Source organism: Halomonas campaniensis (assembly GCF_014193375.1).
GTDB lineage: Bacteria > Pseudomonadota > Gammaproteobacteria > Pseudomonadales > Halomonadaceae > Halomonas > Halomonas campaniensis.
Genome location: NZ_JACHZF010000020.1, coordinates 41399 through 64225 on the forward strand (window position 1 = coordinate 41399; position 22827 = coordinate 64225).

Below are 22827 nucleotides of genomic sequence, written 5' to 3' on the forward strand. Positions count from 1 at the left end.
TCAGCATGCCCAAGACGAAAAAAACCGGCCCCTCGAGAGGGGCCGGTTGGACGTGCCGTAGCCGGAAGGCCGGTCGAGGATCACTCCTCGGCGGCGGCTTCCTCGGCCTCGACGATCGGACGATCGACGAGCTCGACGTAGGCCATGGGCGCGTTGTCGCCGGTGCGGAAGCCGCACTTGAGGATACGGACGTAACCGCCCGGACGCTCGACGTAACGCGGACCCAGCTCGTTGAAGAGCTTGCCGACCGCTTCCTTCGAGCGGGTACGGCTGAAGGCCAGACGACGGTTGGCGACGCTGTCCTGCTTGGCCAGGGTGATGAGCGGCTCGATGACGCGACGCAGCTCCTTGGCCTTGGGCAGGGTAGTCTTGATGACTTCGTGCTCGATCAGCGACACGCTCATGTTCTTGAACATGGCCTGGCGGTGCGAGCTCGTACGGTTGAGGTGACGACCACTCTTACGATGACGCATGGGTGTGATTCCTTACCAAACTGGGACTCGAGTCGGCTCTCACGCGGAGGCCTTGTCGTCCTTCAGGCTTGCCGGCGGCCAGTTCTCCAGCCGCATGCCAAGGGAAAGACCGCGCGCTGCCAGAACGTCCTTGATCTCGTTCAGGGACTTCTTGCCGAGGTTGGGGGTCTTCAGCAGCTCCACCTCGGTGCGCTGGATCAGGTCCCCGATGTAGTAGATATTCTCGGCCTTCAGGCAGTTGGCGCTGCGAACGGTCAACTCGAGATCGTCTACGGGGCGCAGCAGGATGGGATCGATGTGATCCTCTTCCTCCTCCACTTCCTGTTCCTTGTCGGCTTCCAGGTCGACGAACGCGGCCAGCTGCTCCTGCAGGATGGTCGCGCTGCGACGGATCGCCTCTTCCGGATCCAGGGTGCCGTCGGTTTCCAGGTTGATGATCAGCTTGTCGAGGTCGGTGCGCTGTTCGACACGCGCGGCCTCGACGCTGTAGGAAACCCGACGCACGGGGCTGAAGGTCGCATCCAGCTGCAGGCGACCGATGGCACGCGACTCGTCGTCGGCGCCGACACGAGCATCCGCCGGCTCATAGCCGCGGCCACGAGCCACCTTGAGCTGCATCTTCAGCTCGGCGCCTTCGTTGACGTGGGCGATGACGTGATCGGGGTTGACGATCTCGACGTCGTGGTCGAGAGCGATGTCACCCGCGGTCACGACGGCCGGGCCCTGCTTGTTCAGCGAGAGCACCGCCTCGTCGCGGCTATGCATCTTGATCGCCACGTCCTTGAGGTTCAGGAGGATCTCGATGACATCTTCCTGGACGCCCTCGATCGCGCTGTACTCGTGATCGACACCGGCGATCTCGGCCTCCACCACGGCACAGCCGGGCATGGACGAGAGCAGGATGCGACGCAGTGCGTTGCCCAGGGTGTGGCCGAAGCCACGCTCGAAGGGCTCGAGCACGATCTTCGCGTGATGTGCGCTGATCTCTTCGACCTTGATGTCGCGGGGGCGAAGAAACTCTGTCACTGAACGCTGCATATGAACACCTTTCAGGCTGCCAAACGGATACTCGGTACTCTTGGCCGGCCCCCGTCACCGGGGGCCGGCACGGCGCTTGGCACCGCTTACTTCGAGTACAGCTCGACGATCAGGTTTTCGTTGATGTCGGCAGTCAGGTCACCGCGTTCAGGCAGAGCCTTGAAAGTGCCTTCCATCTTCTTGGCATCGACTTCGATCCAGGCCACGTCGCCGCGGTTGGCGGCGATGGCCAGAGAGGTCTGGATGCGCGCCTGGTTCTTCGCCTTCTCGCGAACGGAGACGACGTCGCCGGGCTTGACCTGATAGGAAGCCACGTTGACGGTGCGGCCGTTCACGGCGATGGCCTTGTGGCTGACCAGCTGACGTGCCTCGGAGCGGGTCGAGCCGAAGCCCATGCGGTAGACGACGTTGTCCAGTCGGGATTCGAGCAGCTGCAGCAACATCTCGCCGGTCGCGCCCTTCAGGCGGGCCGCTTCCTTGTAGTAGTTGCGGAACTGCTTCTCGAGTACGCCATACATACGACGTACTTTCTGCTTCTCGCGAAGCTGCAAGCCGTATTCGGAAAGACGCTGACGACGCTGGCCGTGCACACCCGGGATCTGTTCGGATTTGCACTTCTTCTCGAAGGGAGTGACACCGCTCTTCAGGAAGAGGTCGGTACCCTCACGACGAGACAGCTTGCACTTCGGTCCAATGTAACGAGCCATGAATCTGTCTCCTTAAACGCGGCGTTTCTTCGGCGGACGGCAGCCATTGTGGGGAATGGGCGTCGCGTCGGTGATGCTCTGCACGCGGAAGCCGGCGGCGTTGAGCGCGCGCACGGCGGATTCACGGCCAGGACCGGGGCCCTTGACCAGCACGTCGACGTTTTTCACACCATACTCGGCTGCAGCAGTCGCTGCACGCTCGCTTGCCACTTGAGCAGCGAACGGGGTGCTCTTGCGAGAACCACGAAAACCCGAACCACCGGCAGTCGCCCAGGAGAGAGCGTTGCCCTGGCGGTCTGTGATCGTAATGATCGTGTTGTTAAAAGAGGCGTGGATATGCGCGACGGCATCCACTACCTGCTTTTTAACCTTTTTACGGTTGCTACGCGGGTTAGCCATGTTGATGTCTATTCCTGTCTTTACGCCAGAACGTGCGTGTTATTTGCGGATCGGCTTGCGCGGGCCCTTGCGGGTACGCGCATTGGTCTTGGTACGCTGACCACGCAGCGGAAGACCACGACGATGACGCAGACCACGGTAGCAACCCAGGTCCATGAGACGCTTGATGTTAAGCGTGACATCACGGCGAAGGTCGCCTTCTACGGTATACTTGCCAACCTCGGAACGCAGGGTGTCCAGCTCTTCAGAGGACAGTTCCTGGATCTTGGTGGTCGGCGCGATGCCGGACGCGGCACAGATATCCTGTGCACGAGTGCGGCCAATCCCGAAGATATAGGTCAGCGAGATCGCCGCATGCTTGTTGTCCGGGATATTGACGCCTGCAATACGGGCCATCAGCTTACTCCGAAATTTGAGCGGCTTGCTCGTTGGGTCATCTACAAAAGGCGCAACAGCATACCCCTTTACCCACCAGAGGGCAAGGGGCATGCCGGCACCGGTCCATCACAGCGTCAGGAAATCAGCCCTGGCGCTGCTTGTGCCGCGGTTCGCTGCAGATGACGCGCACGGCGCCATTGCGACGAATGATCTTGCAGTTGCGGCACATTTTCTTTACGGAAGCTCGAACTTTCATCGTTCCATCTCCAAAGTTGGTTCGCGTCGCGGGCCGAACCCTCGGCGCGCGACACGCCCAAGTCGCCGGCGGCACGCCTCAGCGCATGATGCCGCCGCTACCGTAGCCTTTCAGGTTGGACTTCTTCATCACCGACTCGTACTGGTGCGACATGAGGTGCGACTGCACCTGGGCCATGAAGTCCATGATCACCACCACCACGATCAGAAGGGCCGTGCCTCCGAAGAAGAAGGGCACGTTCCAGGCCACGATCAGGAACTGGGGCATCAGGGAAACCGCAGTGATGTACATGGCGCCGAACAGGGTCAGACGGGTCATGACCTTGTCGACGTAGCGAGCGGTCTGCTCACCTGGGCGAATCCCCGGCAGGAAGGCCCCCGACTTCTTGAGGTTGTCGGCGACATCCTTGGGATTGAAGACCAGCGCTGTGTAAAAGAAGCAGAAGAATATCACCGCCGCGCCAAAAAGCAAGATGTGCAGCGGCTGACCCGGCCCGAGGGCCTGGGACGCCCGCTGCAGCCACTCCAGGCCGTCGCCGCTGCCGACCCACTGCCCCAGCGAGGCCGGGAACAGCAGGATGCTGGAGGCGAAGATCGCCGGGATGACACCCGCCATGTTCACCTTCAGCGGCAGGTAGCTGCTCTGGCCGGCATACATCTTGTTGCCGACCTGGCGGCGCGGGTAGTTCACCGTGATGCGGCGCTGGCCGCGTTCGATGAACACCACGAAGGCCACGGTCGCGACACCCAGCACGGAGAGCGCCAGCAGCGGCAGCACGTTCCACGCGCCTTCGTTGCGGGCCAGCTCGAAGGCCTGTCCCACGGCACTCGGCAGTCCGGCGACGATCCCGGCGAAGATCAGCAGCGAGATGCCGTTGCCGATGCCCTTCTCGGTGATCTGCTCGCCCAGCCACATCAGGAACACCGCACCACAGACGAAGGTCACGATGGCGGTGAAGAAGAAGCTGAAGTCGGCCGTGTAGGCAATGCCCTGGTTGGCCAGGCCCACCGACATGCCGGTGCCCTGGACCAGTGCCAGGACCACGGTGCCGTAGCGGGTGTACTGGCTGATCTTGCGGCGGCCGGCCTCGCCCTCCTTCTTGAGCTGCTCCAGGTGGGGCGAGACCGCGGTCAGCAGCTGCATGATGATCGACGCCGAGATGTAGGGCATGATGCCCAGCGCGAAGATGCTCATGCGCTCCAGGGCGCCACCCGAGAACATGTTGAACATGCCCAGGATGGTGCCCTGCTGCTCCCTGAACAAGGCAGCAAGCTGGTCAGGATTCATACCGGGCACGGGGATGTGGGCACCGATCCGGTACACCACGATGGCGAGGAGCACGAAGCGCAGACGCGCCCACAGTTCACCCAGACCGCTGCCCATCGCCGGCATTTTTCCTGACTTGGCCATTTAGTCCTCTACCTTGCCACCGGCGGCTTCGATCGCGGCGCGGGCACCCTTGGTGACCTTGATGCCGCGGACCGTGACCGCCTTGTTCAGTTCGCCGGACAGGATCACCTTAGCGTGGAGCGTGGCGTCCTTCAGCACGTTGGCCTGCTTGAGGGTCTCCAGGGTGACCTCGTCGCCCTGGACCTTGGCCAGCTCGGCCAGGCGGACTTCCTCGGAGGCCAGCGACTTCATGGTGGTGAAGCCGAACTTGGGCAGACGACGCTGCAGCGGCATCTGACCGCCCTCGAAACCGGGCTTGACGCTGCCGCCGCTGCGCGACTTCTGGCCCTTGTGGCCACGGCCGCCGGTCTTGCCCAGACCGGAGCCGATGCCGCGGCCGACGCGCTTCTCGGCGTGCTTGGAGCCCGGTGCCGGGCTCAGGCTATTGAGTTTCATGGATTACTCTCCCTCAACGCGCACAAGGTAGGTCACCTTGTGGATCATGCCGCGTACGGCAGGGGTGTCTTCCAGTTCAACCGTGTGACCGATGCGGCGCAGCCCGAGGCCCTTCATGGTGGCCTTGTGCTTGGGCAGGATGCCGATGGTGCTGCGGGTCTGGGTAACCTTGAGTGTTGCTGCCATGGTGTTTACCCCGTGATCGCTTCGACGGACAGACCGCGCTTGGCGGCGATGTCGTCCGGCGCTTGCATGGCGGACAGGCCCTTGACGGTCGCCCGAACCACGTTCACCGGATTGGTGGAGCCGTAGCACTTGGCCAGGACGTCATGGACGCCGGCCAGCTCGAGCACGGAGCGCATGGCGCCGCCGGCGATGATGCCGGTACCCTCGGAGGCCGGCTGCATGTACACCTTGGAGGCGCCGTGACGGGCCTTGACCGGGTACTGCAGGGTGCCACCCGCGAGGTTCACCTTGACCATGTTGCGGCGGGCCTGGTCCATCGCCTTCTGGATCGCGACCGGCACTTCACGCGCCTTGCCGCGGCCGAAGCCGACACGACCCTTGCCGTCGCCCACGACGGTCAGAGCGGTGAAACCGAAGATACGGCCACCCTTGACCACCTTGGCGACACGGTTGACCTGCACGAGCTTTTCCTGCAGATCGCCGCTTTGCTGTTCGTTCTTCGCCATCGTAAAAACCCTTTAGAATTCCAGGCCGCCTTCACGAGCGGCGTCGGCCAGGGCCTTGACGCGGCCGTGGTACTTGAAACCGGCGCGATCGAAGGCTACCTGGGTGATGCCTGCTTCCTTGGCGCGCTCTGCAATCAGCGCACCCACCTTGGCGGCGGCGTCTGCATTGCCGGTCGCACCCTCACGCAGGGCCTTGTCCAGCGTGGAAGCGCTGGCGAGGACCTTGCCACCATCCGGCGAGATGATCTGCGCGTAGATGTGGCGGGGGGTACGGTTGACGCACAGGCGATACACGCCCAGCTCGCGGATCTTGGCGCGAGCGCGGCGGGCACGACGGAGACGAGATTCTTTCTTCGCGTTCATAACCCTGCCTTACTTCTTCTTGGCTTCTTTGCGACGCACCTGCTCGTCGGCGTACCGGACACCCTTGCCCTTGTAGGGCTCGGGCGGACGGAAGGCGCGGATTTCCGCGGCGACCTGGCCGAGCTTCTGCTTGTCCGCGCTCTTCAGCACGATCTGGGTGTTCTTGGGCGTTTCCGCCGTGACACCCTCAGGCAGCGTGTAATCGACCGGGTGCGAGAAGCCCAGTGACAGATTGAGCGTCTGGCCCTTGGCCTGGGCACGATAACCGACGCCGATGATTTCGAGGGAACGGGTGAAGCCTTCGCTCACACCGGTGACCAGGTTCTGGACCAGGGCACGGGTGGTACCGACCATCGCCCAGCTCTTGGCGGACTCGCTCGGTGCGAAGGTCAGCTGACCCTCCTCCTGGCCGATCACCACATCGGGGTGAACGGTCATTGACAGCGTGCCCTGGCCGCCCTTGACGGACAGCTGGTCGCCGTCGAGCTTGATCTCGACGCCGTTGGGCACTTTTACCGGATATTTGGCTACGCGGGACATTCCAAACTCCTAGAATACGGTGCAGATGACTTCGCCACCGACACCGGCCTTGCGAGCCGCGCGGTCGGTCATCACCCCGTTGGAGGTGGTGACGATCGCGATCCCCAGGCCATCGGCGACCTTCGGCAGCGCGTCCTTGCCCTTGTACTGGCGCAGGGACGGCTTGGACACGCGCTGGAGATGCTCGATGACCGGCTTGCCCTCGAAGTACTTGAGGGTCACGGTCAGCTCGGGCTTGGCGCTATCGGACACCGCGAAGTCGGTGATGTAGCCCTCTTCCTTCAACACGCGGGCCACCTCGACCTTCAGCTTGGAGGACGGCATGGTGACCGTCTCCTTGGTGGCCATCTGCGCATTGCGGATACGGGTGAACATATCCGCCAGAGTGTCTTGCATGCTCATTTACGTTGCGCTCCTGATGTTTCTACGTGGCGTTACCAGCTGGACTTCTTGAGCCCGGGAACGTCGCCACGCATGGCGGCTTCACGCAGCTTGTTGCGGCCGAGGCCGAACTTGTTGTAGAAGCCATGCGGACGGCCGGTGATGCGGCAGCGGTTACGCTGACGCACCGGGCTGGAGTCGCGCGGCAGCTGCTGCAGCTTCAGCGTTGCCTCGAAGCGCTCTTCGTCGGAAGCGTTCACGTCCTGGATGATCGCCTTGAGCTCGGCACGCTTGGCGGCGTACTTCGCCACCAGCTTGGTGCGCTTGAGCTCGCGCTCTACCATGCTCTTCTTTGCCATGATCCCACCCTTATTTCTTGAACGGGAAGTTCAGCGCGCTCAGCAGCGCACGACCTTCTTCATCGGTGTTGGCGGTGGTGGTGATGGTGACATCCAGACCACGAATCCGGTCGATCTTATCATACTCGATCTCCGGGAAGATGATCTGCTCACGCACCCCCATGGAGTAGTTGCCACGACCGTCGAAGGACTTCGGGTTGAGACCACGGAAGTCACGAACGCGGGGGATCGCGATATTCACCAGGCGATCGAGGAAGTCCCACATGCGCTCGGAGCGCAGGGTTACCTTGATCCCGATCGGCCAGCCTTCACGCACCTTGAAGCCCGCGATGGACTTGCGTGCCTTGGTCACCATCGGCTTCTGACCGGAGAGCTTCTCCAGGTCACCGATGGCATTATCGATCAGCTTCTTGTCGCTGGTCGCTTCGCCGATGCCCATGTTCAGCGTCACCTTGGTGACCCGGGGCACCTGCATCACGTTGGCGTAGCTGAACTGCTCTTTGAGTTGAGCCACCACCTCGTTCTGATAACGTTCTTTCAAGTTCGCCATTTTGCTACCCGACTCGCGTTAGGCGTCGATCTGCGTCTGCGTCGACTTGTAGATACGTACCTTGGTACCGTCTTCCTTAACCTGGAAGCCGACGCGATCCGCCTTACCGGTCTCCTGATTGAAGATGGCTACGTTGGACGCGTGAATCGGAGCCTCGCGCTCGACGATACCGCCCTGATTGCCCGCCATGGGATTGGGCTTGGTGTGACGCTTGATCATGTTCACACCGGACACGACGAAGCGGTCGTCCTTGAGGACGCGCTTGATCGTGCCTCGCTTGCCCTTGTCCTTGCCGGCGATGACGATCACTTCATCGTCACGTTTGATCTTTTGCATATCCGCCTCGCTCCTTACAGCACTTCAGGCGCCAAGGAAATGATCTTCATGAACTTCTCGTTGCGAAGCTCACGGGTCACCGGCCCGAAGATACGGGTACCGATCGGCTGTTCGTTGGTGTTGTTCAACAGAACCGCCGCATTTCCATCGAAGCGGATCAGCGAACCGTCGGGACGACGGACGCCACTGCGGGTGCGAACCACCACCGCCTTGAGGACCTGGCCCTTCTTGACCTTGCCACGCGGAATGGCTTCCTTCACCGTGACCTTGATGATGTCACCAACGTGGGCGTAGCGACGGTGTGAACCGCCCAGCACCTTGATGCATTGCACCCGGCGCGCCCCGCTGTTGTCGGCGACATCCAGCATTGTCTGAGTCTGAATCATCGGTTTTCTCCAAACCTAATCTGACTGCACTGGTTTGACAGGCGTGAGCCGATCAGCCCTTGGCCTGCTCGACCACCTCGACCAGCGTCCAGGACTTGTTCTTGGACAGCGGGCGGCACTCCTGGATGGAGACCGTATCGCCGGCCTTCGCCTGGTTCGCCTCATCATGGGCGTGCAGCTTGGTGGAGCGCTTTACGTACTTGCCGTAGATCGGGTGACGCTCACGGCGCTCGATCATCACGACGATGGACTTGTCCATCTTGTCGCTCACCACCTTGCCGGTGAGCGTACGGGCTTTCTTCTCTTCGGCCATCTCAGTCACCTGCCTTCTCGTTGAGCACAGTCTTCACCCGGGCGATATCCCGACGAACCTGCTTGAGCAGATGAGTCTGGCTGAGCTGGCCGGTGGCCTTCTGCATGCGCAGGTTGAACTGCTCGCGGAGGAGTTCGAGGAGCTGCTCCTGGAGCTGCTCGACTGACTTTTCACGAATTTCCTGGGCTTTCATCACATCACCGTCCGTTTCACAAAGGTGGTGGATATGGGCATCTTCTGGGCGGCGAGAGAGAAGGCCTCACGGGCCAGCTCTTCGGACACACCCTCGATCTCGTAGAGGACGCGACCCGGCTGGATCTGAGCGACCCAGTACTCGACGGAGCCCTTGCCCTTACCCATACGGACTTCGAGCGGCTTCTTGGAAATCGGCTTGTCGGGGAAGACGCGGATCCAGATCTTGCCGCCACGCTTGACGTGACGGGTGATCGCACGACGGCCGGCCTCGATCTGGCGCGCGGTGATGCGGCCACGACCGGTTGCCTTCAGGCCATATTCCCCGAAGCTGATCTTGCTTCCGCGATGCGCCAGGCCACGGTTGCGGCCCTTCATCATCTTGCGGAATTTCATACGCTTGGGTTGTAACATCGACTCGCTCTCCCCTTACCTGGAACCTTTCTTCTTGGAGGGCGCGGCCTGAGGCTGCTTCGCCTTGGCGCGGACCTCTTCGATGCCCCCGAGGATCTCACCCTTGAAGACCCACACCTTGACACCGATGATGCCGTAGGTGGTCTGAGCCTCGTAGGTGGCGTAGTCGATGTCCGCACGCAGGGTGTGCAGCGGAACACGACCTTCCCGGTACCACTCGGTGCGAGCGATCTCGGCGCCACCCAGGCGACCGGAGAGCTGCACCTTGATGCCGCCAGCGCCCAGGCGCATGGCGTTCTGCACCGCGCGCTTCATGGCGCGACGGAACATCACGCGACGCTCGAGCTGGCCAGCGATGTTCTGGGCCACGAGCATGGCGTCCAGCTCGGGCTTGCGAACTTCCTCGATGTTGACGTGCACGGGCACGCCCATCATCGCGGTGACCTCGCGGCGCAGACGATCGACGTCCTCGCCCTTCTTGCCGATCACGATGCCCGGACGGGCAGTGTGAATGGTAATGCGCGCGTTGTTGGCCGGACGCTCGATGGTGATGCGGCTCACGGAAGCGTTCTTGAGACGCTCCTCGAGGAAGCGGCGCACTTCGAGGTCGCTGTTGAGCTTGTCGGCATAGGCGCCGCGCTCGGCGTACCAGACAGAGGTATGGTCCTTGACGATACCCAGTCGGATGCCTGTCGGATGTACTTTCTGACCCATCTGGTCGACTCCTACTTCTCGGCTACCTTGACGGTGATGTGGCAGGTGCGCTTCAAGATACGGTCCGCGCGGCCCTTGGCACGCGGCTTGATACGCTTGAGCGTCATGCCCTCATCGACGCAGATGGTCGAGACACGCAGCTCGTCGATATCCATGCCGTTGTTTTCTTCCGCATTCGCGATGGCGGACTGCAGCACCTTCTTGACCAGCTTGGCAGCCTTCTTCGGTGAGAAGGTCAGCAGGTCGAGCGCCTCGGCGACAGGCTTACCGCGCACCTGGTCAGCCACCAAACGGGCCTTCTGGGCGGATAAACGAGCGCCACGCAGCTTAGCTGTGACTTCCATCTCTCAATCCTCTCTGGCTTACCGTTTGGCTTTCTTGTCCGCCGCATGACCGCGATAGGTGCGGGTAGCAGCGAATTCGCCCAGCTTGTGGCCAACCATTTCCTCGGAGACATGCACCGGGACGTGCTGGCGACCGTTATGGACTGCAATGGTGAGCCCGACCATGTTGGGCAGGATCATGGAACGACGCGACCAGGTCTTGATCGGTTTGCGGTCGTTCTTCTCCACTGCAGCCTCAACCTTCTTCAGCAGATGAAGGTCAATAAAGGGACCTTTCTTCAGTGAACGTGGCACAGCCGTTACCTCTTAAAGTGTGTTACTTGGCCTTGCGGCGACGAACGATCAGCTTGTCGGTGCGCTTGTTCTTGCGGGTCTTGTGGCCCTTGGTGGGGATGCCCCACGGGGAGACCGGGTGACGACCACCGCTGGTACGGCCTTCACCGCCACCGTGCGGGTGATCCACCGGGTTCATGGCCACGCCGCGAACGGTCGGACGCACACCTCTCCAGCGCTTCGCACCGGCCTTGCCAAGCTGACGCAGGCTGTGCTCGGAGTTGCTCACTTCCCCCAGGGTCGCACGGCACTCGGCCAGCACCTTGCGCATCTCGCCGGAGCGCAGACGCAGGGTGGCGTAGTTGCCTTCACGGGCGACCAGCTGGGCGCTGGTGCCGGCGCTGCGAGCGATCTGGGCGCCCTTGCCGGGCTTGAGCTCGATGCAGTGCACGGTGGAACCCAGCGGGATGTTACGCAGCGGAAGGGCGTTGCCCTTCTTGATGGCCGCGTTCACGCCGGACTCGAGACGGTCGCCTGCGCTCACGCCCTTGGGCGCGATGATGTAGCGACGCTCGCCGTCCAGGTACTTCAGCAGCGCGATATGAGCGCTACGGTTCGGGTCGTACTCCAGGCGCTCGACGATGGCCGGAACGCCATCCTTGGTGCGCTTGAAGTCGATCAGCCGGTAGTGCTGACGGTGACCACCGCCCACGTGGCGGGTGGTGATGCGACCGTTGTTGTTACGTCCACCGCTGCGCGACTGCTTCTCGAGCAGGGCCGCGTAGGGCTTGCCCTTGTGCAGCTCGTCGTTCACGACCTTGACAAGGTGGCGACGACCGGCGGATGTGGGTTTGGTCTTGACGATTGCCATTGTCCGTACTCCTGCCCTTATTCGGCGCCAGAGAAGTCTTCAAGAGTCTCGCCGGCGGCCAGTGTGACGTAGGCCTTGCGATAACCCTTGCGGTGACCCAGACCCTGCGCGGTGCGCTTGGTCTTGCCCTTGACGTTCAGCGTCTGAACGCGATCGACCTTCTTGCCAAACAGGGCCTCGACGGCCTTCTTGATCTCGGGCTTGGTCGCGTCGCCGGCCACCTTGAACACGTACTGGTTGCGTTCGGCAGCCATGGCGGCCTTCTCGGTCACGTGCGGACCAAGCAGAACCTTGAATACACGTTCCTGGTTCATGCCAGCTTCTCCTCGAATTTGCGCAGGGCGGAGACGGTGACCAGCACCTTGTCGAAGGCCACCAGGCTCACCGGGTCGGCGGCGGCCACGTCCACCACATCCACGTTGGGGATGTTGCGGGCGGCCAGGTAGAGCTTCTCGTCGACTTCCTCGGTGACGATCAGCACCTTCTCCAGACCCAGCTCGCTGAGCTTGGCAACCAGCTCCTTGGTCTTGGGAGCCTCGACGGTAATCTCGTTGACGGCCACCAGGCGCTCCTGGCGAACCAGCTCGGAGAGAATGGAACGCATCGCCGCACGGTACATCTTGCGGTTGACCTTCTGGGTGTAGTCCTGGGGACGAGCCGCAAAGGTCACGCCGCCGCTGCGCCACAGCGGGGAGCGGATGGTACCGGCGCGGGCACGACCGGTGCCCTTCTGGCGCCACGGCTTCTTGCCGCCGCCACGCACGTCGGAACGGTTCTTCTGGGCGCGGGTGCCCTGGCGACCACCGGCCAGATAGGCGGTGACGACCTGGTGCACGAGCGCTTCGTTGAATTCCTTGCCAAAGGTGGCGTCGGACACTTCGACAGTGCCGGCACCGGCTGCAAGATTCAGATTCATGGTCTCTATCCCCTTCAGCCAGCTTTCACGGCGCTGCGCACGACGACGTCACTGCCGGTGGCACCGGGCACGGCGCCCTTGACCAGCAGCAGGTTGCGTTCGGCGTCGACACGCACGACTTCGAGGCTCTGGACGGTGCAACGGACGTTGCCCATCTGGCCGGCCATCTTCTTGCCCTTGAACACGCGTCCCGGGGTCTGGCACATGCCGATGGAACCCGGCGCGCGGTGCGACAGGGAGTTGCCGTGGCTGTTGTCCTGGGTGCGGAAGTTCCAGCGCTTGACGGCGCCCTGGAAGCCCTTGCCCTTGGAGGTGCCGGTCACGTCGATCATCTGACCAGCTTCGAAGAGGGATACGGTGAGTTCGCCGCCCACTTCCGGAGCCTCGTCGCCTTCTGCCAGGCGGAACTCCATCAGCGAACGACCGGCCTCGATACCTGCCTTGGCGAACTGCCCGGCCTGGGCTTTCGACAGGTGCTTGGCCTTGCGGGAGCCGGTTGTCACCTGAACCGCGGCGTAGCCGTCGCTCTCGACGGACTTCACGCGAGTCACGCGGTTGGGCTCAACCTCGATCACGGTCACGGGCACGGAAGCGCCATCCTCGGTGAAGACGCGGGTCATCCCGGCCTTCCTACCGACCAAACCGATAGTCATTCTCAGTCTCCTTTAGTGTACGGGGCTGTCACCCGCTATGGCTGCCCTTTCCAGAGCATTCCACTAGCACGTTGTGTGGCGCCTCACGGCGCGGCGGCTGCTGCCCGGGCGAAGTGCCGAGCGCTGGGCCGCGAGTGTCTAGTGTGGAATCAGTCGAGCTTGATCTGCACGTCCACGCCGGCGGCGAGGTCGAGCTTCATCAGGGCATCAACGGTCTTTTCCGTGGGTTCGACGATGTCGAGCACACGCTTGTGGGTGCGAATCTCGTACTGATCGCGCGCGTCCTTGTTGACGTGCGGTGACACCAGCACGGTATAGCGCTCGCGATTGGTCGGCAGAGGAATCGGACCACGAACCTGGGCGCCGGTACGCTTGGCGGTTTCAACAATCTCCGCGGCGGACTGATCGATCAGGCGATGGTCGAAGGCCTTCAACCGAATGCGAATCTTCTGGTTCTGCATTTGCCCTTAACTCCAATGGATCTCGACGGCGCGAGCCGTCTACCCACGCATTCAAAGGATGCGCATTATAGGCACGCCGCAGGCCAGTGTCAAACACTCCTGCGGGTGCGCAGAAAGGGGGCTCCTCGCGGAGCCCCCTTCGATCATTCGATCAGCTTTCGCTTACTCGACGATCTTGGCCACGACGCCGGCGCCGACGGTGCGGCCGCCTTCACGGATGGCGAAGCGCAGGCCTTCGTCCATGGCGATCGGGGCGATCAGGCTGACAACCATCTTGACGTTGTCGCCCGGCATGACCATCTCGACGCCTTCCGGCAGCTCACAGGTACCGGTGATGTCGGTGGTACGGAAGTAGAACTGCGGACGGTAGCCCTTGAAGAAGGGAGTGTGACGACCACCCTCTTCCTTGGACAGCACGTACACCTCGGCCTCGAACTTGGTGTGCGGGGTGATGGTGCCCGGCTTGGCCAGGACCTGGCCACGCTCGACGTCGTCACGCTTGGTGCCACGCAGCAGGGCGCCGACGTTCTCACCGGCACGACCCTCGTCGAGCAGCTTGCGGAACATCTCGACACCGGTGACGGTGGTCTTGGTGGTGTCACGGATGCCGACGATCTCGACTTCCTCACCCGCCTTGACGATACCGCGCTCGATACGGCCGGTGACCACGGTGCCGCGGCCGGAGATGGAGAACACGTCCTCGATCGGCATCAGGAACGGCTGGTCGATGGCGCGCTCCGGCTCCGGGATGTAGTCGTCCAGAGCCTTGATCAGGTTGGCAACGGCGGTGGTGCCCATGCCGTTGTCGTCCTTGCCTTCCAGGGCCATCAGGGCGGAACCGGTGATGATCGGGGTGTCGTCGCCCGGGAAGTCGTACTCGCTGAGGAGTTCGCGCACTTCCATCTCGACCAGCTCGAGCAGCTCCTCGTCATCGACCATGTCGGCCTTGTTCAGGAACACGACGATGTACGGCACGCCGACCTGGCGAGACAGCAGGATGTGCTCGCGGGTCTGCGGCATGGGGCCGTCGGCGGCGGACACCACCAGGATGGCGCCGTCCATCTGGGCCGCACCGGTGATCATGTTCTTGACGTAGTCGGCGTGTCCCGGGCAGTCGACGTGGGCGTAGTGACGCTCCTCGGACTGGTACTCGACGTGAGAGGTGGCGATGGTGATACCGCGCTCACGCTCTTCCGGGGCGTTGTCGATGGTGTCGAACTCGCGCCAGTCGCCGCCGAACACCTCGGCAGAGACGCGGGTCAGGGCCGCAGTCAGAGTGGTCTTGCCGTGGTCGACGTGACCGATGGTGCCGACGTTGACGTGCGGTTTGGAACGCTCAAATTTTTCCTTAGCCACTGCTATAACCTCTTTACGTTAGCTAACGGTTACCCGTTTTGGTTGATGACGGCTTCAACGACGCTGGACGGCGCCTCTTCGTAATCCGCAAACTCCATGACGTAGCTTGCGCGGCCCTGGGTCTGAGAACGCAGATCGGTCGCGTAACCGAACATCTCAGCCAACGGAACCCGAGCACGGATGATCTTGCCCATTGAGGAGTCATCCATGCCTGATACCAGGCCACGGCGGCGGTTCAGGTCGCCCATGACGTCACCCATGAAGTCCTCGGGGGTGACGACCTCGACCTTCATCACCGGCTCCAGGAGCACGGCCTTGGCCTTCTTGGCGCCCTCCTTGACGGCCATGGAAGAGGCGACCTTGAACGCGGTCTCGTTGGAGTCCACGTCGTGGTAGGAACCATCGTACAGCGTAACCTTGACGTCGATCATCGGATAGCCCGCGATGACACCGTTCTGGAGCTGCTCGTAGGCCCCCTTCTCGACGGCCGGCACGTATTCCTTGGGAACCACGCCACCGACGATCTCGGAAGCGAATTTGAAGTGCATGTCTTCATCTTCGCCCTTGTCCGCTGCGGTCAGCGGCTCGATGCGCAGCCAGACGTGGCCGTACTGGCCGCGACCGCCGGACTGGCGCACGAACTTGCCTTCCTGCTCGACCGTGCCGCGGATGGTCTCGCGGTAGGCCACCTGCGGCTTGCCGATGTTGGCCTCGACCTTGAACTCGCGACGCATGCGGTCGACGATGATGTCCAGGTGAAGCTCACCCATGCCGGAGATGATGGTCTGGCCGGTCTCCTCGTCGGTGCGGACCTGGAAGGAGGGATCCTCCTGGGCCAGCTTGCCGAGGGCCACGCCCATCTTCTCCTGGTCGGCCTTGGACTTGGGCTCCACGGCCACGGAGATCACCGGGTCCGGGAACTCCATGCGCTCCAGCACGATCTTGTCGTTCAGGTCGCACAGGGTGTCACCGGTGGTGACGTCCTTCATGCCGATGCAGGCGGCGATGTCGCCGGCACGCACTTCCTTGATCTCCTCGCGGGAGTTGGCGTGCATCTGGACGATACGGCCGACGCGCTCCTTCTTGCTCTTGACCGAGTTGAAGACGCTGTCGCCGGAGTTCAGCACGCCCGAGTAGACGCGGATGAAGGTCAGGGTGCCGACGAAGGGGTCGGTGGCGATCTTGAACGCCAGCGCGGCGAAGGGCGCACTGTCGTCCGCCTCGCGGGTGGCGATGGTGCCGTCCTTGTCGTCCAGCTCGCCCTCGATGGCCTTGACCTCGGTGGGGGACGGCATGTACTCGATGACGCCGTCCAGCACCGCCTGCACGCCCTTGTTCTTGAACGCCGAGCCGCAGGTGACCAGCACGATCTCGTTGGCCAGGGTGCGGCGACGCAGGCCGGCCTTGATCTCCTCGATGGACAGCTCCCCGCCTTCGAGGTACTTGTCCATCAGCTCTTCGGACGCCTCGGCGGCAGCCTCGACCATCTCCTCGCGATACTTCTCGGCGGTCTCCTGGAGCTCGGCCGGAATGTCGACGAGGTCATAGTTCATGCCCAGGCTATCCTCATCCCACAGGATGGCCTTCATCTGCAGCAGATCGATGACGCCCTTGAAGTCTTCCTCAGTGCCCCAGTTGATCTGGATCGGCACGGCGTTGGCGCCCAGGCGATCCTTCAGCTGCTCGACCACCATGAAGAAGTCGGCGCCGGTGCGGTCCATCTTGTTGACGAACACCATGCGCGGCACTTCGTACTTGTTGGCCTGGCGCCAGACGGTCTCGGTCTGGGGCTGAACGCCGGACGAGCCACACAGCACCACCACGGCCCCGTCGAGAACACGCAGGGAGCGTTCCACCTCGATGGTGAAGTCCACGTGCCCGGGGGTGTCGATGATGTTGATGCGGTGCTCATCGAACTGCTTGTTCATCCCCTGCCAGAAACAGGTAGTAGCAGCAGAGGTGATGGTGATGCCACGCTCCTGCTCCTGCTCCATCCAGTCCATGGTAGCGGCACCGTCGTGCACCTCACCCACCTTGTGGGAGAGGCCTGTGTAGAACAGCACGCGCTCGGTCGTGGTGGTCTTGCCGGCATCGACGTGGGCGACGATCCCGATGTTGCGATAGCGGTTTAGTGGAGTCTTGCGAGCCACGGTGGAACTCCCCGTTGGTTGGCGATGCGTGTGGAGGCGCGCTTAGAAGCGATAGTGCGAGAACGCCTTGTTGGCTTCCGCCATGCGGTGCACGTCTTCACGCTTCTTGACCGCGGAGCCCTTGCCCTCGGCGGCGTCCAGCATCTCGCCGGCCAGGCGCTGCACCATGGTCTTCTCGCCACGACGACGGGCGGCATCCACCAGCCAGCGCATGGCCAGCGCCTGGCGGCGCGACGGACGCACTTCCACCGGCACCTGATAGGTCGCGCCGCCGACGCGGCGGGACTTCACCTCGACCATCGGCTGGATGGTTTCCAGCGCCCGATCGAAGATCTCCAGCGGCTCTTCATTACTGCGCTCGGCAACCCTGTCCAGCGCACCGTAGACGATACGCTCAGCTGTGGACTTCTTGCCGCTGACCATCAGGTGGTTCATGAACTTCGCCAGACGCTCACTTCCGAACTTGGGATCCGGAAGGATCTCGCGCTTGGCCGCAACTCTTCTTCTAGGCATGATAAGCCCTCTGTCTAAGGGTCCTTCAGGTAAACCCGAGACGTTCGCCGCGAGGCGCGCTCGACCTTACTCTTATCAGACCGATGCCATGAATTCTGTGACTGCCTGCCCGGGAGGGGTCAGACCTTCGGACGCTTGGTGCCGTACTTGGAACGGCCCTGCTTGCGGTTCTGCACGCCGGAGGTGTCCAGGGCGCCACGCACGGTGTGATAGCGCACACCGGGAAGGTCCTTGACACGGCCGCCGCGGATCAGGACCACGGAGTGCTCCTGCAGGTTGTGGCCTTCACCACCGATGTACGAGGAGACCTCGTAGCCGTTGGTCAGACGAACACGGCACACCTTGCGCAGTGCGGAGTTCGGCTTCTTCGGGGTGGTGGTGTAGACGCGGGTGCAGACGCCGCGCTTCTGCGGGCAGGCCTGCAGCGCCGGCACGTCGCTCTTGCTGACGGGGCGCTTGCGCGGCTTGCGCACGAGCTGATTGATCGTTGCCATGGTGTGTAGCTGACTCCAATGGGTTGCCTTGCCTTTTCCAGCGGGTGCGGGCGCACCCGCCCCACTGTTAAAGGCTGCGCATTCTAATGGCTGATGCGCCCGGCCGTCAAGCCCGGCACCCACCTCTCGGACGGGGTGCCGGGCCCGTGGCCGGTGACATCAGATCTCGTCGTCGTCCGAGTCCAGCGCGGTGAGCTGGGCACCCAGCTCCTGCTCGACATCGAAGGCCGACGGGTGGAGCCTCCGCTCGGCGTCTTCACGCTTGCGGCGACGCTCCGCGTGGTGGGTCAGGCCGGTGCCTGCCGGGATCAGGCGCCCCACCACCACGTTCTCCTTCAGGCCGCGCAGGTAGTCGCGCTTGCCGGTCACCGCCGCCTCAGTCAGCACCCGCGTGGTCTCCTGGAAGGAGGCCGCGGAGATGAACGACTCGGTGGCCAGGCTGGCCTTGGTGATCCCCAGCAGTACGCGCTGGTACTTGGCCGGGAACTTCTCCTCCTTCTCGAGGCGGGCGTTCTGCTCCAGCACCCGCACCAGCTCGACCTGGTCGCCGGGGATGAAGTCGGAGTCACCGCTGTCGGTGATCTCCACCTTGCGCAGCATCTGACGCACGATCACCTCGATGTGCTTGTCGTTGATGCCCACGCCCTGGAGGCGGTAGACCTCCTGGATCTCGGCGGTGATGTACTTGGCCAGCTCGGCCACGCCCAGCAGCCGCAGGATGTCGTGCGGGTTGCTGGGACCGTCGGAGATCACCTCGCCCTTCTCGACGCTCTCGCCCTCGAAGACCGCGATCTGGCGCCACTTCGGGATCAGCATCTCGAAGGGATCGCCGCCGCCCTCGGGGGTGATGGTCAGGCGACGCTTGCCCTTGGTCTCCTTGCCGAAGCTGATCACGCCGCTGATCTCGGCGAGGATCGACGGCTCCTTGGGCTTGCGCGCCTCGAACAGGTCGGCGACTCGCGGCAGACCGCCGGTGATGTCCTTGTTGCCGGACGCCTCCACCGGGATGCGGGCCACCACCTCGCCGACGCCGATCTTCGAGCCGTTGTCGGCGGTGACAATCGACTTGCCGGGCAGCAGGTACTGGACCGGGGCATCCGAGCCGCTGACGGTCACCGGCTGGCCGGCCTCGTCGTTGAGCAGGATCATCGGGCGCTTGTCGCGGCCGGCCATCGGCCGCGCCGCCGCCTCGATCACCTCGATGGAGGAGAGGCCGGTCATCTCGTCCACGCTGCGGTGGATGGTCAGGCCCTCGTCCATGTCGGCGTACTGCACGGTACCCTCGCCCTCGGCGACGATGGGGTGGGTGTGCGGGTCCCACTTGGCCACGGCCTGGCCGGCATCGACGGCATCGCCGTCACGCACCGACAGCTCGGCGCCGTAGGGCAGCTTGTAGTACTCGCGCTCGCGGCCGTGCTCGTCGGCGACGGCCAGGGCGCTGGAGCGGGAGACCACCACCAGCTTCCCGTCGGCGCGTTCCACGAACTTGATGTTGTGCAGGCGCACGCGGCCGCCGTGCTTGACCTGGACGCTGTCCACCGCGGAGGCCCGCGAGGCGGCACCACCGATGTGGAAGGTCCGCATGGTCAGCTGGGTGCCCGGTTCGCCGATCGACTGAGCGGCGATGACGCCCACCGCCTCGCCGATGTTCACCTGGTGGCCACGCGCCAGATCGCGGCCGTAACAGGCGGAACAGACGCCGTGGTGGGTCTCGCAGGCGATGGCGCTGCGCACCACGATCTCATCGACGCCCATGGTGTCGAGCTCGGCACACCACTTCTCGTCGAGCAGGGTGCCGCGCGGGATCAGCACCTCCTCGGTGCTCGGGTCGATGACGTCCTGGGCCACCACGCGACCCAGCACGCGCTGGGCCAGGGAGACGATGATGTCGCCGCCCTCGATGACCGGGTGCAGGGTCAGGCCGTTCTCGGTGCCGCAATCGGGCTCGGTGATCACCATGTCCTGGGCCACGTCGACCAGGCGGCGGGTCAGGTAACCGGAGTTGGCGGTCTTGAGTGCCGTATCCGCCAGGCCCTTCCGCGCGCCGTGGGTCGAGATGAAGTACTGCAGGACGTTCAGGCCTTCACGGAAGTTGGCGACGATCGGCGTCTCGATGATCGAGCCGTCCGGCTTGGCCATCAGGCCGCGCATGCCCGCCAGCTGGCGGATCTGGGCCGCGCTGCCCCGGGCGCCGGAGTCGGCCATGATGAAGACGCTGTTGAAGGAGTCCTGCTCGACCTCGTTGCCGTCGCGGTCGACCACCGTCTCCTTGGAGATGCCGACCATCATCGCCTTGGCCACCTTGTCGTTGGCCTTGGACCAGATGTCGATCACCTTGTTGTACTTCTCGCCGGCGGTGACGAGGCCCGAGGAGAACTGGTCCTCGATCTCCTTCACCTCCTCCTCGGCGGCCTCGATGATCTCGGCCTTGGCGTCCGGGATGACGAAGTCGTTGACGCCGATGGAGGCCCCGGACCAGGTGGCCAGGCGGAAACCGGTATACATCAGCTGGTCGGCGAAGATCACCGTCGGCTTGAGGCCGGCACGGCGGTACACCTCGTTGAGCAGCTTCGAGATGGCCTTCTTCTTCATCGGCTGGTCGATCAGCGCGAAGGGCACGCCCTCCGGCAGGATGCGGAACAGCAGCGCACGCCCCACGGTGGTGTCGTACAGACGACGGTGCTCGCTGCGCTCGCCGGTCTCCTCGTCGACGTCCACCTCGTCCAGGCGCACCTTGACGCGGGCGTGCAGCTCGACGTTCTGGGTGCCGAAGGCGCGCTCCACCTCGTCGAGGCCGGAGAACACCATGCCCTCGCCCTTGGCGTTGATCTTCTCGCGAGTCATGTAGTAGAGACCCAGCACCACATCCTGGGAGGGCACGATGATCGGCTCGCCGTTGGCCGGCGACAGCACGTTGTTGGTGGCCATCATCAGCGCCCGCGCCTCGAGCTGGGCTTCCAGGGTCAGCGGCACGTGGACCGCCATCTGGTCACCGTCGAAGTCGGCGTTGTAGGCGGCACACACCAGCGGGTGCAGCTGGATCGCCTTGCCCTCGATCAGCAGCGGCTCGAAGGCCTGGATGCCGAGACGGTGCAGGGTCGGGGCGCGGTTCAGCAGCACCGGGTGCTCGCGGATGACGTCGGCGAGGATGTCCCACACCTCGGGCAGCTCGCGCTCGACCATCTTCTTGGCGGCCTTGATGGTGGACGCCTGGCCGTTGGCCTGCAGCTTGGAGTAGATGAACGGCTTGAACAGCTCCAGCGCCATCTTCTTGGGCAGACCGCACTGGTGCAGCCGCAAGGTCGGGCCCACGGTGATGACGGAACGCCCGGAGTAGTCGACGCGCTTGCCCAGCAGGTTCTGGCGGAAGCGGCCCTGCTTGCCCTTGATCATGTCGGCCAGGGACTTCAGCGGGCGCTTGTTGGAGCCGGTGATGGCCCGGCCGCGGCGGCCGTTGTCCAGCAGGGCGTCCACCGCCTCCTGCAGCATGCGCTTCTCGTTGCGCACGATGATGTCCGGCGCGTTGAGGTCGAGCAGCCGCTTCAGGCGGTTGTTGCGGTTGATCACCCGACGATAGAGATCGTTGAGGTCGGAGGTCGCGAAGCGGCCGCCGTCCAGGGGCACCAGCGGACGCAGGTCCGGCGGCAGCACCGGCAGCACCTCCATGACCATCCACGCCGGATCGTTGCCGGAGTTGTAGAAGGCCTCGAGCAGCTTGAGCCGCTTGGAGAGCTTCTTGATCTTGGTCTCGGAGTTGGTCTGGGGGATCTCCTCGCGCAGGCGATCGATCTCCTCGCCCAGGTCGATGTCCTTGAGCAGCGCCTGCACGGCCTCGGCACCCATGCGGGCGTCGAAGTCGTCACCGAACTCCTCGAGGGCCTCGAAGTACTGCTCGTCGTTGAGCAGCTGGCCGCGCTCGAGGGTGGTCATGCCCGGATCGATGACCACGAAGCTCTCGAAGTAGAGCACGCGCTCGATGTCGCGCAGGGTCATGTCCAGGAACATGCCGATGCGCGACGGCAGCGACTTCAGGAACCAGATGTGCGCGACGGGGCTTGCCAGCTCGATGTGGCCCATGCGCTCGCGGCGCACGGCGGCCTTGGTCACCTCGACGCCGCACTTCTCGCAGATGATGCCGCGGTGCTTCATGCGCTTGTACTTGCCGCACAGGCACTCGTAGTCCTTCACCGGGCCGAAGATCTTGGCGCAGAACAGGCCGTCGCGCTCCGGCTTGAAGGTGCGGTAGTTGATGGTCTCGGGCTTCTTTACCTCGCCGAAGGACCAGGAGCGGATCATGTCCGGCGATGCCAGCGTGATCTTGATCGCATCGAACTCTTCGGACTGAGACTGCGATTTGAGGACTTTCACCAAATCTTTCATGGGGTCGGCTCCGCTGCGGAGTTGTCATGGGCGGGGGCGCATGCGCCCCCGCGGACCGTCATTCTGTGAAGCGTCGGCCG

The 22827-nt window shown here is 63.4% G+C and carries 33 protein-coding genes; all 33 read right to left on the reverse strand.

Annotated features, from left to right (window positions below; all coding sequences use genetic code 11):
• Nucleotides 1–80: 80 nt before the first annotated feature.
• A complete protein-coding gene (gene rplQ / locus BDK63_RS13680; RefSeq protein WP_183332902.1) occupies nt 81–473 on the reverse strand; it encodes a 50S ribosomal protein L17 in 393 nt (130 codons plus the stop codon).
• Between the two features lie 39 nt (nt 474–512).
• Nucleotides 513–1511 carry a DNA-directed RNA polymerase subunit alpha gene (locus tag BDK63_RS13685; protein ID WP_183332904.1) on the reverse strand — a complete coding sequence of 333 codons (999 nt, stop codon included), beginning with the start codon at nt 1509–1511 and terminating at the stop codon, nt 513–515.
• Nucleotides 1512–1597: 86 nt separating this feature from the next.
• On the reverse strand, nt 1598–2218 hold the full coding sequence (gene rpsD / locus BDK63_RS13690; RefSeq protein WP_183332906.1) for a 30S ribosomal protein S4: 621 nt from the start codon (nt 2216–2218) through the stop codon (nt 1598–1600).
• Nucleotides 2219–2230: 12 nt separating this feature from the next.
• Complete coding sequence (gene rpsK / locus BDK63_RS13695; RefSeq protein ID WP_013331014.1) at nt 2231–2617, reverse strand: 30S ribosomal protein S11; 387 nt, start codon at nt 2615–2617, stop codon at nt 2231–2233.
• A gap of 39 nt (nt 2618–2656) precedes the next feature.
• Nucleotides 2657–3013 carry a 30S ribosomal protein S13 gene (gene rpsM, locus BDK63_RS13700; protein WP_183332908.1) on the reverse strand — a complete coding sequence of 119 codons (357 nt, stop codon included), beginning with the start codon at nt 3011–3013 and terminating at the stop codon, nt 2657–2659.
• A gap of 124 nt (nt 3014–3137) precedes the next feature.
• A complete protein-coding gene (rpmJ, locus tag BDK63_RS13705) occupies nt 3138–3251 on the reverse strand; it encodes a 50S ribosomal protein L36 (protein ID WP_008959154.1) in 114 nt (37 codons plus the stop codon).
• Between the two features lie 78 nt (nt 3252–3329).
• Nucleotides 3330–4661 carry a preprotein translocase subunit SecY gene (gene secY / locus BDK63_RS13710; RefSeq protein WP_183332910.1) on the reverse strand — a complete coding sequence of 444 codons (1332 nt, stop codon included), beginning with the start codon at nt 4659–4661 and terminating at the stop codon, nt 3330–3332.
• On the reverse strand, nt 4662–5096 hold the full coding sequence (gene rplO, locus BDK63_RS13715; RefSeq protein ID WP_183332912.1) for a 50S ribosomal protein L15: 435 nt from the start codon (nt 5094–5096) through the stop codon (nt 4662–4664).
• A 3-nt stretch (nt 5097–5099) separates the two neighbouring features.
• Nucleotides 5100–5282 carry a 50S ribosomal protein L30 gene (rpmD, locus tag BDK63_RS13720; RefSeq protein WP_183332914.1) on the reverse strand — a complete coding sequence of 61 codons (183 nt, stop codon included), beginning with the start codon at nt 5280–5282 and terminating at the stop codon, nt 5100–5102.
• A gap of 5 nt (nt 5283–5287) precedes the next feature.
• Nucleotides 5288–5788, reverse strand: a complete 501-nt coding sequence (rpsE, locus tag BDK63_RS13725; protein ID WP_183332916.1) for a 30S ribosomal protein S5 — start codon at nt 5786–5788, stop codon at nt 5288–5290.
• 12 nt (nt 5789–5800) lie between these two features.
• Nucleotides 5801–6151, reverse strand: coding sequence for a 50S ribosomal protein L18 (gene rplR / locus BDK63_RS13730; RefSeq protein ID WP_023007536.1), 351 nt, complete (start codon nt 6149–6151; stop codon nt 5801–5803).
• Between the two features lie 9 nt (nt 6152–6160).
• Nucleotides 6161–6691 (reverse strand): 50S ribosomal protein L6, encoded by a 531-nt coding sequence (rplF, locus tag BDK63_RS13735; RefSeq protein ID WP_183332918.1) that lies wholly within the window; start codon nt 6689–6691, stop codon nt 6161–6163.
• 9 nt (nt 6692–6700) lie between these two features.
• On the reverse strand, nt 6701–7093 hold the full coding sequence (gene rpsH, locus BDK63_RS13740) for a 30S ribosomal protein S8 (RefSeq protein WP_183332920.1): 393 nt from the start codon (nt 7091–7093) through the stop codon (nt 6701–6703).
• A gap of 32 nt (nt 7094–7125) precedes the next feature.
• Nucleotides 7126–7431, reverse strand: coding sequence for a 30S ribosomal protein S14 (gene rpsN / locus BDK63_RS13745; RefSeq protein WP_183332922.1), 306 nt, complete (start codon nt 7429–7431; stop codon nt 7126–7128).
• A 10-nt stretch (nt 7432–7441) separates the two neighbouring features.
• Nucleotides 7442–7981, reverse strand: a complete 540-nt coding sequence (gene rplE / locus BDK63_RS13750) for a 50S ribosomal protein L5 (RefSeq protein WP_183332924.1) — start codon at nt 7979–7981, stop codon at nt 7442–7444.
• A gap of 18 nt (nt 7982–7999) precedes the next feature.
• Nucleotides 8000–8317, reverse strand: coding sequence for a 50S ribosomal protein L24 (gene rplX, locus BDK63_RS13755; protein WP_016419091.1), 318 nt, complete (start codon nt 8315–8317; stop codon nt 8000–8002).
• A gap of 14 nt (nt 8318–8331) precedes the next feature.
• Complete coding sequence (rplN, locus tag BDK63_RS13760; protein WP_183332926.1) at nt 8332–8703, reverse strand: 50S ribosomal protein L14; 372 nt, start codon at nt 8701–8703, stop codon at nt 8332–8334.
• A gap of 52 nt (nt 8704–8755) precedes the next feature.
• The gene (gene rpsQ, locus BDK63_RS13765; protein WP_183332971.1) at nt 8756–9016 is read right to left on the reverse strand and encodes a 30S ribosomal protein S17; all 261 of its coding nucleotides are present in this window, start codon (nt 9014–9016) and stop codon (nt 8756–8758) included.
• 1 nt (nt 9017) lies between these two features.
• Nucleotides 9018–9209 carry a 50S ribosomal protein L29 gene (gene rpmC / locus BDK63_RS13770; protein WP_183332928.1) on the reverse strand — a complete coding sequence of 64 codons (192 nt, stop codon included), beginning with the start codon at nt 9207–9209 and terminating at the stop codon, nt 9018–9020.
• Nucleotides 9209–9622, reverse strand: coding sequence for a 50S ribosomal protein L16 (gene rplP, locus BDK63_RS13775; protein WP_102588120.1), 414 nt, complete (start codon nt 9620–9622; stop codon nt 9209–9211). The genes rpmC and rplP overlap by 1 nt, the downstream gene beginning before the upstream one ends.
• A 15-nt stretch (nt 9623–9637) precedes the next feature.
• Nucleotides 9638–10336, reverse strand: coding sequence for a 30S ribosomal protein S3 (gene rpsC / locus BDK63_RS13780; RefSeq protein ID WP_183332930.1), 699 nt, complete (start codon nt 10334–10336; stop codon nt 9638–9640).
• Nucleotides 10337–10347: 11 nt separating this feature from the next.
• The gene (gene rplV / locus BDK63_RS13785; RefSeq protein WP_010626471.1) at nt 10348–10680 is read right to left on the reverse strand and encodes a 50S ribosomal protein L22; all 333 of its coding nucleotides are present in this window, start codon (nt 10678–10680) and stop codon (nt 10348–10350) included.
• An 18-nt stretch (nt 10681–10698) separates the two neighbouring features.
• Entirely contained in the window at nt 10699–10974 is a 276-nt protein-coding gene (gene rpsS / locus BDK63_RS13790; protein WP_009098993.1) for a 30S ribosomal protein S19, read from the reverse strand.
• Between the two features lie 22 nt (nt 10975–10996).
• On the reverse strand, nt 10997–11824 hold the full coding sequence (rplB, locus tag BDK63_RS13795) for a 50S ribosomal protein L2 (protein WP_183332932.1): 828 nt from the start codon (nt 11822–11824) through the stop codon (nt 10997–10999).
• A 17-nt stretch (nt 11825–11841) separates the two neighbouring features.
• On the reverse strand, nt 11842–12138 hold the full coding sequence (gene rplW / locus BDK63_RS13800; protein WP_183332934.1) for a 50S ribosomal protein L23: 297 nt from the start codon (nt 12136–12138) through the stop codon (nt 11842–11844).
• Complete coding sequence (gene rplD / locus BDK63_RS13805) at nt 12135–12740, reverse strand: 50S ribosomal protein L4 (protein WP_183332936.1); 606 nt, start codon at nt 12738–12740, stop codon at nt 12135–12137. The genes rplW and rplD overlap by 4 nt, the downstream gene beginning before the upstream one ends.
• A gap of 14 nt (nt 12741–12754) precedes the next feature.
• Complete coding sequence (gene rplC, locus BDK63_RS13810) at nt 12755–13393, reverse strand: 50S ribosomal protein L3 (protein ID WP_183332938.1); 639 nt, start codon at nt 13391–13393, stop codon at nt 12755–12757.
• Nucleotides 13394–13542: 149 nt separating this feature from the next.
• The gene (gene rpsJ / locus BDK63_RS13815; protein WP_045990862.1) at nt 13543–13854 is read right to left on the reverse strand and encodes a 30S ribosomal protein S10; all 312 of its coding nucleotides are present in this window, start codon (nt 13852–13854) and stop codon (nt 13543–13545) included.
• A gap of 162 nt (nt 13855–14016) precedes the next feature.
• Nucleotides 14017–15210, reverse strand: a complete 1194-nt coding sequence (tuf, locus tag BDK63_RS13820) for an elongation factor Tu (protein ID WP_183332940.1) — start codon at nt 15208–15210, stop codon at nt 14017–14019.
• 29 nt (nt 15211–15239) lie between these two features.
• Nucleotides 15240–17360 (reverse strand): elongation factor G, encoded by a 2121-nt coding sequence (gene fusA / locus BDK63_RS13825; RefSeq protein WP_183332942.1) that lies wholly within the window; start codon nt 17358–17360, stop codon nt 15240–15242.
• 42 nt (nt 17361–17402) lie between these two features.
• Complete coding sequence (rpsG, locus tag BDK63_RS13830) at nt 17403–17873, reverse strand: 30S ribosomal protein S7 (RefSeq protein ID WP_183332945.1); 471 nt, start codon at nt 17871–17873, stop codon at nt 17403–17405.
• Between the two features lie 119 nt (nt 17874–17992).
• Nucleotides 17993–18367 (reverse strand): 30S ribosomal protein S12, encoded by a 375-nt coding sequence (gene rpsL / locus BDK63_RS13835; RefSeq protein ID WP_183332947.1) that lies wholly within the window; start codon nt 18365–18367, stop codon nt 17993–17995.
• Nucleotides 18368–18526: 159 nt separating this feature from the next.
• Nucleotides 18527–22747 (reverse strand): DNA-directed RNA polymerase subunit beta', encoded by a 4221-nt coding sequence (gene rpoC / locus BDK63_RS13840; RefSeq protein ID WP_183332949.1) that lies wholly within the window; start codon nt 22745–22747, stop codon nt 18527–18529.
• Between the last annotated feature and the right edge of the window lie 80 nt (nt 22748–22827).